Below are 13,327 nucleotides of genomic sequence, written 5' to 3' on the forward strand. Positions count from 1 at the left end.
TCTGCCATCTGAACTTTACTTCATTACCTCTTCAATGTAAAGTGCGATTTGAAAATTTTTGATATTCCTTTTTCATCATAATCCACCGTGAACCAATAATCGGTGGAAGGCAATTGTTGTCCGTTGTACATTCCGTTCCAACCCGCAGTTGTAGGCGTTATTTCCTTGAGTAATTTTCCATATCGGTCAAAAATGAATATGGGCGCATTTGGATTTGTCGACAACAAATGGGGGATATTCCAGGTTTCGTTAAAGCCGTCACCGTTTGGAGTGAAAAATTTGGGATAATTTATGATTACTGCACTTATGGGTGGAGGATCACAATGTCCGTCCTTGTCTCTAACCGAAATAATATGTTCTCCCGGGTTTGCATTCGTAAATTGATTGCTGTCTTGATACGGAAAATCATCCAGTTTATATTCGTAATTTCCTGAACCAACACCCAAAACATTTACCGTAATAAAAGTTTGATTTTCAAAAGCATCGCTGTAAGCGATTTCAAGATAGGGCGTGTATTTAGAGACTTTGGTTACGGACGTGTTTACGCAAGTTGTGGTCGTGTTGGTAACTTTTACGGCATAATTGCCAATTTGGCTGGTGGTAATGGAAGGCGTGTTGCCACCGAAGGGATTTCCGTCAAGAGTCCATTCAAAGAGATAATTGGCTCCCGAGATTCCCGTGTTTAGGGTCGCCGGGTTCAATAAAGTACCCGTTTGATAGTCTTCGCAGATGAAATATTCCGAATCCAATTGCGGATTAGGCATTGGATTCACGATTAATTTTAATTCGACAACGTCAAAACAAGGATTGGGTATCGTATTGTTGGCAACCCTAATCCAAACACTGTCTGCAAACGGATTGTCATTTTGGTAAGTAGCAGGATTTGCAATTGGAATCGCGTTGATGTCATTGGCTCCGGCCAAAGAAGTGTAAAAAGTTAGCGTAAAGTTGGCATCGGGAGTTTGTCCGTTTAATACTTGGTTTCTAATGGATAAAGTGGTCAAATCGAATTGAAAAATTCCGTCGTTTACACCAAAAGTATCACAGCTTGCCAACGGATTGACAGTATTGGCAACAGGTCTGGGCGCAATGGTGATGCTAAATGGTTTTTCGTCACTGCAATTTAATCGGTCTCCGGTTTCATAATAAATATAGTAGGTTGGCAAAACCGTGGCAGGAGTTACCGTGGTGCCAGCCGGTATTATGTTTCCACCACCCAAAGGGCCACCGGGAGCATCATAATAAAAGTTGTTTGCGGTTGGCAATGGAGGAAAAGTAAAACTGCCGCAATACGATAATTGTGTGGGAATTGGATCTGATTGGACGCCATTTATGGAAATATCGAAAAAGTTTTCGGAGTAACAAAAAGGGTCGTTCGGATGTGCCGCATAAATATAAATTCTGTTATTGGCACTAATGACAGTTCCTGCAGTCAATGGTTTTACACCATTTGGATCATCATAATAATTCCCGTTGGACAATGGCGTTAAAACATAAGAAGCACATTGTTCAATATTTGCCCGGGAATCTATTTCGGGTTTTTCGTTAATGGTAATCAGCCAAGGTTTTTCATTGTAGCAACCCACGATTGTTGGTGATGGTTTGTAGATGTACAGCGTTGTCGTGGTAGTTATTTTGTCGACATTTGGAATTAGTTTTATGTTATTTGGAGTTGCAGGACCTCCAGCCAAGGTGTAATATTCTCCGCCATCCACTTGAGCGGGCAATAAAAAACTATCACAAGTAATTACATCCGTGGGAGTAGTTAGAAACGGGCCATTTATCGTGATTCTGAAAAAATCATCGTCGGTGCAATTGGGCGTTCCGGCTCCGGGAACATAAGTATATACCGTGGTCGTTAGCGAAATGACTCCCGGCGGAATTAGGTTTCCACCACCATTTGGAGCATCTCGATATTCGCCAACGGGTGCAGGAGGAAGAGTATAGGGTAAACATTCATTTATATCCGCCAAACCCAAGGTATTGATATAGACTGTAAAGACGGTATCTGGAGTTCTGCATCCATTGTTTATTGCAAAAATATGAAGCGTTGTCGTGGTCGTTATGGGCGAAACGGCTGGAGTATATATTCCCGTTACGGCATCATAAGTATAATAATCGCCAACGGACAATGGAGGCAAATTATAGGAAGTGCAATCAAAAACATTTGCAATGGGATTGATTGTAGGCGTTATGTGTATGTTTATTTTAAGTAGACCTTCTAAAACACAAGGGTTGGCGATGTCTGTGGAACTAAAGTAGGTGTAAACAGTTGTCGTTCCCGGTGTCGTCAATATTGTTCCCCCGCGAATTTCAGTTCCACCCCCAGATGGTCCTCCCGGCATTGTAAAATAACGGAGTCCGAAAAAAAGAGGAGTTAATTGATGTTGATCGCAAGCATCAATATCCGTTGGTGACAAATCTCCCGGTTTGATAATTATTATGCTGAAACTGCTCTCAAAAGGGCAACTTGGCGTGGTCGCAGTTTCACTGTAAATATAGACTATTTGGTCTGCAGTAATAACATCACCAGCGTTTAGCATTGGCAAACCTTTGTTGGGTCCCGAGTAATAATTCCCTGGGTTGACAAGTGGAGGCAAAGTATAACTGTTGCAAACATATTGGTTGGGAAGCTGGTCTACGATAGGTCTCAGGACAACGGTTAGATTAAAATTGGTCGTATTAAAACAAGTGGGGTCAGTAGTGGTTTGGATTCTTGCAAATAGCGTTGCATTCCCAGAAGTGTATGGAACTGTGGAATCTATTGGGTTGGTTCCTGCATCTGCATCGGCTAAATTGCCATAATAGGTAACATCATATATTGCTGCTGATTGTGCTCCCAAAACTGCCGCTGTTTGTTGGCCAAGGTTGAAATTGGCGGTATTCGTGCCTGCAAAGGTTTCGCATAAAGTCAAGTCGCCGGCATTATTCGCGACAGGGGGAGGAGTAAGTCTTAATTGGAAGGTCTTGGTGATTAAACAGTTGGTTCCCGTATCCATAATTCTTGTCCAAATGGTGGCCGGCAAACTGGCCGTGGCGAGGGTGTAATTGTTGGGCAACGGATTATTGTTCAAGGCGGCATCAGCCAAAGAGGCATGGTAACTGATTTGGGTTCCAGGTACACTAACTATTGGGGTGTTGAAAGACAAATCGAAAGTTGAATTTGCTTGTCCCGAATTGCATTGAAATAAATCCACGGGATCGGGAGTGGTTATCGGATTATGGTATTCAATAGTAATCAAGTCGGTTGTTACGGGACAATTTGTTGCTATAATGGAGTAAGTAAGTCCATAAACTCCTGCTTGGATTACGGCTAAATTAGGTGTGTTCCCACCAATGGGATTCCCGTTAAATGTCCATGCAAAAGAATAAACAGCAGGATTCAAGCCCGAAACGAGCGTGTGTGTTTCATTGGCACAAATTGCCGTATTGCTCGCCACGGTCAAGTCGGGTCCCAAAACATCTTGGCCGACATTGAAACTATTGGCACCCAAAAAGATGGCGGAATCGGCCTGATTGTCTTGCCTGTCGGCAATCACCAGTTTGATGTGATAGGCTGTGTTGGGTACCAATGAGGTTGACGAAGCGCTCATCGAAACGGTTTGTCCGTTGAAATTTGTCGCTGAACCGGCAGCGTTGGAGCCTCCATTAAACGCTCCAAAATAGGTCGGGTTTTGCGAAGAACAAGAGGAATTGTACAATGAATTGCGAATGGTAACCACTGAAATTGGAGTTGTGGTATTGGGAATAACGGCAAGATTGGTCGTGACTCCAGTTACTGTATTGGTAAGCAAAAAAGCAAAAGCATCCGAAAATTGGCATTGAAAATTACCATATTCTTCAGAAGCAAACAAAAAGTTGAAGTCGAAGTTGGCCGAAAAAGGCACAAAGTCAAATTCCAAAACCGTGGCATTTGTCGAGTTCATGGTAATTCCTGAGGCTAAAAGTGTTGCCTCCAAATCCGAGTCGCCTGTCCAAGAGGTATTTCCATCGTTGAGTTGGCTAGTGTTTGGGCCTGCTGCGTTTGCCACATTTCCGGTACTCAAAATAACCCCACTAGGCAATGGAAAAGCGGGATTGGTGTTTGTAAAATAGCCAATTCCGTTTGATGAACCAAATCCATTCGTGTTTCCTGTTCTCCAAGTGATGTTGCTTACAGGGACACAGGCTTTGTTGACCAAAACATCTGTCACTAATTGTGGAACGGTATAAGTATTGGTATCCACGTTGATAGCCTGGGAAAAGCATCCTATCCAGAAGAATGAAATTATAAATACCAGGCATTTTTTCATGAAGAAATAGATTTGGGGGCAAAAATACAAACAAATCGATTAAAAGTTCAATTTTACCGATGTAATGCAAGATACAATTATTTTTGTATTTTATTAAAACCTGAAAATAATTTAAAACAGGGTTTCTAAATAAGTAAGGCGGAGTATTAAATTAAACACGAACGGCATACGTGTTTTTTCATGTCATTCTAAAACAATTATCTCTCTTAAAACCCTATATTTGCACTCTTAAAATTAATAAAAAAATGACCTTATCACAGATTTTGACACCCTCCATAGAAAAAGCGGTACAAACTTTATTTGATGTTACCATTGACAAAGTTGAATTTCAAACCACTCGAAAAGAGTTTGAAGGCGACATCACGATGGTGATTTTTCCATTGTTGAAAGTCATCAAAAGCAATCCAGTGGAATTAGGAAATAAAATAGGCAACTATTTAGTAGAAAATGTTGCTGAAGTAAGCCGTTTTAACGTGGTTTCAGGATTTTTGAATATTGTTATTTCAGATGCATATTATTTGAATTTTTTCAACGAAATCAGGAATAATGCAAAATTTGGTTTTGTTGCTCCAAATCCGGAAGACAAAGCAATCATGGTGGAATATTCTTCGCCAAACACCAATAAACCGTTGCATTTAGGACACGTTCGAAACAATCTTTTGGGGTATTCCGTTGCCGAAATTATCAAGGCTTCTGGCAAGAAAGTGTATAAAACACAAATTATCAACGATAGAGGAATCCATATTTGCAAGTCGATGTTGGCCTGGCAAAAATTCGGGAATGGAGAAACTCCAGAATCAACAGGTTTGAAAGGAGATAAGTTGGTTGGAAATTATTATGTGGCTTTTGATAAAGCGTATAAAGAAGAAATCAATGGTTTAATTGCCCAAGGAAAAACCGAAGAGGAAGCAAAAAAACAAGCACCAATCATTTTGGAAGCGCAACAAATGCTTTTGGATTGGGAGAAAGGAAATGCTGAGGTGATTGCACTTTGGAAAATGATGAACCAATGGGTTTATGATGGTTTTGCGACGACTTATAAAAATTTGGGAGTTGATTTCGACAGCTATTTTTACGAAAGCAATACCTATTTGCTGGGGAAAGACGTGGTTCAAATTGGTTTGGAAAAAGGTATTTTCGAAAAAGATCCAGACGGTTCAGTTTGGATTGACTTGACCGACGAAGGTTTGGACAGAAAAATTGTCTTGCGTTCCGATGGAACTGCTGTTTACATGACGCAGGATATAGGAACAGCCATTCAGCGCGTGAAGGATTTTCCAGACGTTGGCGGAATGGTTTACACGGTGGGTAACGAGCAGGATTACCACTTCAAAGTATTGTTTTTAATATTGAAAAAACTCGGTTTTGACTGGTCTAAAAATCTATATCATTTGTCTTACGGAATGGTCGATTTGCCTTCCGGAAAAATGAAATCCAGAGAAGGAACGGTTGTCGATGCCGACGATTTGATGCAGGAAATGACCGATACTGCCCAAAAAATTGCCGAAGATTTAGGAAAATTGGACGGTTATTCAGAAGACGAAAAATCTAAATTGTACAAAACCATTGGATTAGGCGCTTTGAAGTATTACATTTTGAAAGTCGATCCCAAGAAACGAATCCTTTTCGATCCAGCAGAATCAGTTGACTTTGCAGGAAACACGGGATCGTTTATTCAATATACTTATGCGAGAATCCAGTCGATTATTCGTAAAGCCGATTTTGATTTTGTTGCCAATGCAGGAATTGTAGAACTGCACGAAAAAGAAAAAGAATTGGTAAAACAACTCGAATTGTTCCCAGAGGTGATTCAGAATGCGGCGCTAAATCACAGTCCTGCTTTAATTGCCAACTATACGTATGACTTGGTTCGTGAGTACAATTCTTTTTACCAAGCTGTTTCCATACTTGGGGAAACCGATTTGAACAAAAAAATATTCAGGGTTCAGCTTTCTAAAAAGGTTGCCGACACGATTGCATTGGCCTTTCAATTATTGGGAATTGATGTTCCGGAGAGAATGTAACAAGAGTATATCATGCAATAAAAACGGCTTCCAATGGAAGCCGTTTTCAATTTAAGCAAGATGGTTGATTTAAGCAATTTTTAATTCATTGCCAAGGCTTTGGTTGTTTTGATAATCTTTCCTGTTGAACTTACCAGTATGTTTTGGGTTTTGTTATCTTTTTTAAGTTTTAAATGGTAGGCTTTTTTCAATATTTGCCCTTTTTCTTGGGAATATTCAAACTTGCTTTTTGTAATTATCCACTCAGGATAGGAAAGATAAACTGAATTGATAACTTCTCTCGGCAATTCAACGTTTACATATTTTTCGGAAATATACATTAATACTCCTTTTTCATTGTAAGTTGCCACTAAGGAGCCCTTTTCATTTTCTAAAGTCACTAAATATTCGTCGAAATTTTTGCATTCATCATCCACTTTATACGAAAGGAATTCGTTTTGAATATTTCTGACAACTGCATCAGGATTGTTGTCCGGAGCGTATTTTGACAAATCTTTTTTAACCGGTGAAATTACTATTTCGGGTAATTTTTCAATTTTTGAAGCTTCTTGCTTTTTGTCTTGTGAATAAGATACTGAAAATAAACTGAAGCATAGGGCAAAGGTGATAATTGTTTTCATGATTTTTTTATTTTATGATGTTTTTTATTGAAATTTTTTATTGTTTTTTAATAGTGTAAATGTACATCTATTTTTGAAACCACAAAAATATTTAATTATAAATTTACTAAAAAATACGGTATTTTTTTAAACATATTTTAATAAAGTGGTTTTATTTAAATTATAAATTGCATTAATTGTAATAATTTAACATTTTAACATCATTTTAAAAACCATCTTTGCGCAAACAATCAAACAAACTAAAACGTTTGATTGGAATTAATGCTAAAAGCGTAAAACGGTACTAAATTATTAATCTGATGACTTGAAAAACAAGTTCTGGATAGTATAATACGACATCTAAAAAATAGGTGTATATTCATATTGCTTTTACGGTAATCAAGAATTTATGGACTTCTCTTTTTTATGCTAACAAGGCAGTATTCGCAAAAAAGCAAAATCTTTCTGCTCCAAAAGAATAATCGGACTCCGGTTTTTAATTTTATTTTAAAACAATTGGTTTTTTATTTCCATTACTATTTAAACTTCAATATCAAATCATTAAATTTGCGCCTTAATTTAAGAGAAACACAATTATGTTCGATAATTTAAGCGATAAATTAGACAAAGCCTTTCATATACTAAAAGGTCACGGAAAAATAACCGAAGTTAACGTGGCCGAAACCCTAAAAGAAGTGCGTCGTGCTTTATTGGATGCCGACGTCAACTTTAAAATTGCCAAAGATTTTACCACCAAAGTAAAAGAAAAGGCGATTGGTCAAAACGTGTTGACGACATTGCAACCGGGACAATTGTTGGTAAAATTGGTTAAAGACGAACTAACCGAATTGATGGGTGGCGATGTGGCTGGAGTAAATCTTTCCGGGAATCCAACCGTTATATTGATGTCAGGTTTACAAGGTTCCGGGAAAACTACTTTTTCTGGAAAACTGGCCAATTATCTGCAAACTAAAAAAGGGAAAAAACCGCTTTTGGTTGCCTGTGATATTTATCGTCCAGCGGCTATTCAACAATTATATGTTGTTGGAGATTCTATAGCTGTTGAGGTATATTCAGAACCTGAAAACAAGAATCCTGTCGAGATTGCCCAAAACGCAATCAAACACGCGAAAGCCAATGGATTCAATGTCGTGATTGTCGATACTGCTGGTCGTTTGGCCGTGGATGAAGCTATGATGACAGAAATCTCCAATGTTCACAAAGCGATTCAGCCTCACGAAACTTTGTTTGTTGTGGATTCGATGACAGGGCAAGATGCCGTGAATACTGCAAAAGCTTTCAACGATAGATTGAATTTTGACGGTGTGATCTTGACCAAATTAGACGGTGATACTCGTGGTGGAGCAGCGATTTCCATTAAATCGGTAGTGAACAAACCAATCAAGTTTGTTGGTACTGGCGAGAAAATGGAAGCAATCGACGTGTTTTATCCAGACCGTATGGCGGAACGTATCCTTGGAATGGGTGACGTTGTGTCTTTGGTAGAAAGAGCACAAGAGCAATTTGACGAAGAAGAAGCCAGAAAAATCCAAAAGAAAATTGCCAAAAACGAATTCGGTTTTGATGATTTCCTTTCCCAAATTCAGCAAGTGAAGAAAATGGGTAACATGAAAGATTTGGTCGGGATGATTCCTGGAGCTTCAAAAGCGATGAAAGACGTAGAAATTGAAGACGATGCATTCAAACATATCGAGGCCATCATTCATTCGATGACTCCAAAAGAAAGAAGCAAACCAGCGTTAATCGACGTGAAAAGAAAAGCCAGGATTGCAAAAGGTTCCGGTACAAAAATAGAGCAGGTGAACCAGCTGATGAAACAGTTTGACCAAATGAGCAAAATGATGAAGATGATGCAAGGACCAGGCGGAAAAAACATGATGAAGATGATGGGGAACATGAAAGGCGGAATGCCGGGTGGAATGCCTCCAGGAATGAGATAGAAAAAGCGTTCAGTAATCAATTTCAGTGTTCAATCCATAATTGAAATTTTTGCTGGAACATAAAAATAAACGAGCGTCAGCGAACTGGCGAAGCAAACCAAAAACAACAAATAAGTCCTTATGCAGATATTAGACGGAAAAAAAACATCAGAAGACATTAAAAACGAGATTGCGGCCGAAGTACAAAAGATGAAAGCGGATGGGCAGAAAGTGCCTCATTTGGCAGCTGTAATCGTTGGAAGCAACGGAGCCAGTTTGACTTATGTGGGAAGCAAAGTTAAATCGTGTCAACAAATTGGTTTTGACTCCACTTTAGTAGCCTTGCCAGAAACGATTTCGGAGGCAGACTTGCTTGCGAAAATCAAGGAACTGAACGAAGACGATAATCTAGACGGTTATATTGTTCAATTGCCTTTGCCTAAACATATCGACGAGCAAAAAATCCTGATGGCTATCGATCCAGACAAAGACGTGGATGGTTTTCATCCTGCCAATTTTGGAAAAATGGCTTTGGATATGGAAACTTTTTTGCCAGCCACTCCATTTGGAATTATGGAATTGTTGGAACGTTACAAAGTAGAAACTGCAGGGAAACATACCGTGGTTATAGGACGCAGCCATATTGTGGGAAGACCGATGAGCATCTTGATGAGCCGCAAAGGATATCCTGGAGATTCAACGGTAACGTTGACTCACAGTAGAACCAAAAATATTGAAGAATATACCAAAAACGCCGATATCATCATCACGGCGCTTGGGGTTCCGAATTATTTGAAAGCCGATATGGTAAAAGACGGAGTGGTAGTAATCGACGTGGGAATCACCAGAGTGGAAGATGCTTCACATCCAAAAGGATATGTAATTACCGGTGATGTTGATTTTGCAAGTGTAGGTCCAAAGTCTTCTTTCATCACTCCAGTTCCTGGTGGAGTAGGACCAATGACCATTGCGATGTTGTTGAAAAACACTTTGTTGGCTAGAAAAATTAGAAGTAGAAAATAAAAGAGTATCATTATTTATGGAAAAGCCTTAAACGAAAGTTTAAGGCTTTTTATTTTTTGATAATAAGGTTAGAATAAAGTTTTTTGCCAATTATGATTAGCTGCCCAATTGCGCAATTTAAGACCAACAAATACTACTCCAATTGTCCCGCCGAAAGCGTCTCAACGCACGAAAGCAGCTTAATATAGACGCTTTCAGCGTGACAAATAGCAAGAATAAGGACTGTCAACTATAAAAATAATTGGTGCTATTTTATTTTCGGAAGCCTTGTAAACACTTGGTTTTTTGTTTGTTAAATATACTTTTTTGAAATTTATTTATTTTAAACTTGTTTGTTACATTATAATTTTATTTCTTTGTGTACTAGAAAACTAGTACACTAATAAAATATGATATGATAAATATTCAACACTTAACTTTTCGGTACAAAAAGCAGGAGGCTTTGTTTACCGATTTATCTTTTCAACAGCAAAACGGCAGTATTGTGGGATTGCTGGGCAGAAATGGCGCAGGAAAATCTACTTTACTCCAATTGATTTCTGGTTTGTTGCAACCACAATTGGGTGAATTGTCCATTAATGGTTTTAAACCCTTTGATCGATTGCCTGATTTTTTGGCGGATATCTACATGGTTTCTGAAGAGTTTTCGTTTCCTCCGATAACCATTGGAACTTATATAAAAGCAACAGCGCCTTTGTATCCAAAATTCGAATATGGAAAAATGGGCAACATTTTGCAGGAATTTGAATTGGATGCTAAAAAAAATCTGAACTCACTTTCGCACGGGCAACGCAAGAAATTCTTGATTGCTTTTGCCTTGTCCACCAATTGTAGTTTGTTGATTCTGGACGAGCCAACGAATGGTTTGGATATTCCGTCCAAGAGTTTGTTCCGCAAAATATTGGTCAGTTCAGTTTCCGAGGAACAATTGGTGATTATTTCGACCCATCAAGTAAAAGACATTGAAACCATAATTGACAAGATCGTGGTGCTGGACGAAGGGAAAATGGTTTACAACGAAACTGTTTTGGACATCAGCCAACAATGGCAATTCAAGACCGTTGCCAGTTTGTCGGGTATAGAAACGCCTATCTATCAAGAAAAATGTTTGGGTGGACATCGTATAATAATGGCAGCGGACTCAGTTGAAGAAACCGAAATAGACATCGAACTGCTTTTTAATGCCATTATCAATAAAGTAACCTTAAAATCCGAAAACCATGTCGTTTAATACCTATTTTAATTTGAACAGATTTGCCCGTTTATTCCAGCAAGATTTGTTGATCAATAGAACAAAATACCTGTTGACTCTTGCAGGATTGGGACTTGTTGCTTATTTATTGTCGTATATGTTTCTTAATGGATGTAAAGACAGCATGATTAAGCACGATTATTCGGTAAACCAAAATTACACGATATGTTTTGTGTTTTTTATGATGGCAGTTGGGGTTGTTATTGGCACTGCATTTCCTGATTTGTCGGACAAAATTAAAGCGAGCAATTATTTGCTGAATCCGGGTTCCACTCTCGAAAAAGTAGTGTTGCAATTTCTGATAAGAATTGGACTGTTTGTTCCCATTGCTTTAGTTGTATTTTGGATTACCATTTGTTTGGCAAAAGCCTCTTTGAGTCCGGGAGATTCAGGATTGGATCCATCCCTAATTCCTTATTTCGAGTTTCGTCTTTTGGTGACCAACAGTGCTGATAAAAAAATTTGGGATACTTGGCAAATCCTATTCGTGTTTTTTGGATTGTTTTCTTATGGGATTTATCTTTTTGCTGGGGCAACTTATTTTAAACGCTATGCTTTAGTGAAAACTGTGATTGCTTCGGTGGTTATTTTATTGATTTCAATTACTTTTTCAGTTGTATTGTCTCATATTTTTTATCCAAAAGAAACCGAAGGTTTTAATACTAAATTGAATGAGTTTGTTGTCACAGACCATTTAACTAGTATTGAATTATTTATGGTATCACTATCACTATTTTCTTGGCTATTCTTTTTGGTAATAGCCTATTTCAAATTAAAAGAAAAGGAGGCTTAATATGGATTTTAAATCAACCAAAGGGATTTATCTGCAAATAGTGGATAATCTCTGCCGGCAAATTTTGGAAGGACAATTGCAGTCCGGCGATCGGGTGGCATCGGTGCGGGATTTGGCTGCCGAATTTGAAGTGAATCACAACACGGTAATGCGCGCTTACACCAATTTGCAGGAATCCGGCATTTTTGACAACAAGCGAGGCATCGGTTTTTTTGTCTCAGAAAAAGCCCTGGAGCAGATAAAGGCTAATGAAAAAGCCAATTTTTTCAGCCAGGATTTACCTGATTTTCTGCTTAAAGTAAAATTGCTTCAACTCAACAGTACCGATTTAACCGAATTATTATCCGAAATAAAAAATAACGATCATGAAAACCAGTAACAAAATATTTATTTCTTTTTTAATTTTCCTTTTTGTCGGGATTATCCTATTGTACCTAGGTTCCAAATATCACAAGGATTATTATGATGCATCTAATTTTGCAGACCAAAAAACATTGCTTTCTCCTTTTTCGGTTGTGGTTGCGGAACCTGGAGCGAATTTTTATCTAAAAAGTGGTAAAGAAAACAAAGTAATCCAAACGTATAGAAAAGATACTTTTGCCGATTTTTCTGCTTTTGTGGTTCGAAATGATACCCTTTTTATTTCCCCGGTCAAACAAGTGAAAGCAAAAGAGGGAGATTATAAAGTTGTCCCGGAGATTTTTTGCGTGAATATAAAAAGTTTAGTGGCCAAAGAAAACTCGAATATTGGAACGGGAAAATTTCACGCCGATACTTTGCATATTGCCATGAATAAGTCTCGATTAAATTGGAGATTTGATAAGGCTGCTTTCATATCCATACAGGCCAAAGATTCTGATATTTATCTTGATGGAGAAAATTTAGAAAAGATAACAATGGAATTGGAAAAGACGAAACTAAGGGTAGCGGCTAAAAAAAGAATTAATAATTTGTTAGGAAGCCTAAAAAATGATTCGAATGGTGATTTTTCTCATAGTAATAGTGTTCATCTTGATGCAGATAAAACAAGTAATTATAACTTTTATGATTTTGGTAATTAAACCTGTATTCAATTTTTAAATTTTAGGATTACAAACGGTCTATTTAGAATCAAATGTTAAATATGTAGTATTTAATTTATATTCTTTTTAACATTTAATTGTAATCCTTTTGTTTTTTTAATAATTATGTTTGAAAATAATTTAAAAACCTTACAAAAAAGCATCAATCCTTTAACGTAACAATTATGAAAAAAATACCTTTTTCGCCTGTCGTGCTACAATCAATGTGTAGCTCATTTTCTCAAAAAGAAATAAAAAAACCAGTATTTGGTCTTGGTACACTGTCAGGAAACATGATAGAAATTGAAACGACAGCGGATTTAAAATCAAATCAATTATAAGC

10 protein-coding genes are annotated in these 13,327 nt (G+C 37.9%); 8 read left to right on the forward strand and 2 right to left on the reverse strand.

The window, feature by feature from the left end; all coding sequences use genetic code 11:
• Positions 1-23: 23 nt before the first annotated feature.
• Positions 24-4,292 (reverse strand): T9SS type B sorting domain-containing protein, encoded by a 4,269-nt coding sequence (locus tag BUC16_RS06220; RefSeq protein WP_073368970.1) that lies wholly within the window; start codon positions 4,290-4,292, stop codon positions 24-26.
• Between the two features lie 245 nt (positions 4,293-4,537).
• On the opposite strand from BUC16_RS06220, the gene argS reads away from it, so the two are divergent.
• Positions 4,538-6,316 (forward strand): arginine--tRNA ligase, encoded by a 1,779-nt coding sequence (gene argS / locus BUC16_RS06225; RefSeq protein WP_073368972.1) that lies wholly within the window; start codon positions 4,538-4,540, stop codon positions 6,314-6,316.
• Between the two features lie 80 nt (positions 6,317-6,396).
• Here the strand turns inward: argS and BUC16_RS06230 are convergent, their stop codons facing one another.
• Entirely contained in the window at positions 6,397-6,936 is a 540-nt protein-coding gene (locus BUC16_RS06230) for a hypothetical protein (RefSeq protein WP_073368973.1), read from the reverse strand.
• A 575-nt stretch (positions 6,937-7,511) separates the two neighbouring features.
• Here BUC16_RS06230 and ffh point away from each other — a divergent pair.
• From ffh to BUC16_RS17720, 7 genes are all read left to right on the forward strand, one after another.
• Positions 7,512-8,876, forward strand: coding sequence for a signal recognition particle protein (gene ffh, locus BUC16_RS06235; RefSeq protein WP_073368975.1), 1,365 nt, complete (start codon positions 7,512-7,514; stop codon positions 8,874-8,876).
• Positions 8,877-8,996: 120 nt separating this feature from the next.
• Positions 8,997-9,878 (forward strand): bifunctional 5,10-methylenetetrahydrofolate dehydrogenase/5,10-methenyltetrahydrofolate cyclohydrolase, encoded by an 882-nt coding sequence (locus BUC16_RS06240; RefSeq protein ID WP_073368976.1) that lies wholly within the window; start codon positions 8,997-8,999, stop codon positions 9,876-9,878.
• Positions 9,879-10,272: 394 nt separating this feature from the next.
• A complete protein-coding gene (locus tag BUC16_RS06245) occupies positions 10,273-11,109 on the forward strand; it encodes an ABC transporter ATP-binding protein (RefSeq protein ID WP_073368978.1) in 837 nt (278 codons plus the stop codon).
• Entirely contained in the window at positions 11,099-11,923 is an 825-nt protein-coding gene (locus BUC16_RS06250; RefSeq protein ID WP_073368980.1) for a hypothetical protein, read from the forward strand. Before BUC16_RS06245 ends, BUC16_RS06250 begins: the two co-directional genes overlap by 11 nt.
• A gap of 1 nt (position 11,924) precedes the next feature.
• Positions 11,925-12,302 (forward strand): GntR family transcriptional regulator, encoded by a 378-nt coding sequence (locus tag BUC16_RS06255; protein WP_073368981.1) that lies wholly within the window; start codon positions 11,925-11,927, stop codon positions 12,300-12,302.
• On the forward strand, positions 12,289-12,984 hold the full coding sequence (locus tag BUC16_RS06260; protein WP_073368983.1) for a hypothetical protein: 696 nt from the start codon (positions 12,289-12,291) through the stop codon (positions 12,982-12,984). Before BUC16_RS06255 ends, BUC16_RS06260 begins: the two co-directional genes overlap by 14 nt.
• Before the next feature lie 185 nt (positions 12,985-13,169).
• The gene (locus BUC16_RS17720) at positions 13,170-13,325 is read left to right on the forward strand and encodes a hypothetical protein (RefSeq protein WP_170860854.1); all 156 of its coding nucleotides are present in this window, start codon (positions 13,170-13,172) and stop codon (positions 13,323-13,325) included.
• Positions 13,326-13,327 lie beyond the last annotated feature (2 nt).

Source organism: Flavobacterium fluvii, assembly GCF_900129545.1.
GTDB classification, from domain to species: Bacteria; Bacteroidota; Bacteroidia; order Flavobacteriales; family Flavobacteriaceae; genus Flavobacterium; species Flavobacterium fluvii.

What these genes read in the sequence shown, in the direction of transcription:
- BUC16_RS06245 (WP_073368978.1), top strand. Translation starts at nt 10,273, where the DNA reads ATGATAAATATTCAACACTTAACTTTTCGGTACAAAAAGCAGGAGGCT.
- ffh (WP_073368975.1), top strand. Translation starts at nt 7,512, where the DNA reads ATGTTCGATAATTTAAGCGATAAATTAGACAAAGCCTTTCATATACTA.
- BUC16_RS17720 (WP_170860854.1), top strand. Translation starts at nt 13,170, where the DNA reads ATGAAAAAAATACCTTTTTCGCCTGTCGTGCTACAATCAATGTGTAGC.
- BUC16_RS06260 (WP_073368983.1), top strand. Translation starts at nt 12,289, where the DNA reads ATGAAAACCAGTAACAAAATATTTATTTCTTTTTTAATTTTCCTTTTT.
- argS (WP_073368972.1), top strand. Translation starts at nt 4,538, where the DNA reads ATGACCTTATCACAGATTTTGACACCCTCCATAGAAAAAGCGGTACAA.
- BUC16_RS06220 (WP_073368970.1), bottom strand. Translation starts at nt 4,292, where the DNA reads ATGAAAAAATGCCTGGTATTTATAATTTCATTCTTCTGGATAGGATGC.
- BUC16_RS06230 (WP_073368973.1), bottom strand. Translation starts at nt 6,936, where the DNA reads ATGAAAACAATTATCACCTTTGCCCTATGCTTCAGTTTATTTTCAGTA.
- BUC16_RS06240 (WP_073368976.1), top strand. Translation starts at nt 8,997, where the DNA reads ATGCAGATATTAGACGGAAAAAAAACATCAGAAGACATTAAAAACGAG.
- BUC16_RS06255 (WP_073368981.1), top strand. Translation starts at nt 11,925, where the DNA reads ATGGATTTTAAATCAACCAAAGGGATTTATCTGCAAATAGTGGATAAT.
- BUC16_RS06250 (WP_073368980.1), top strand. Translation starts at nt 11,099, where the DNA reads ATGTCGTTTAATACCTATTTTAATTTGAACAGATTTGCCCGTTTATTC.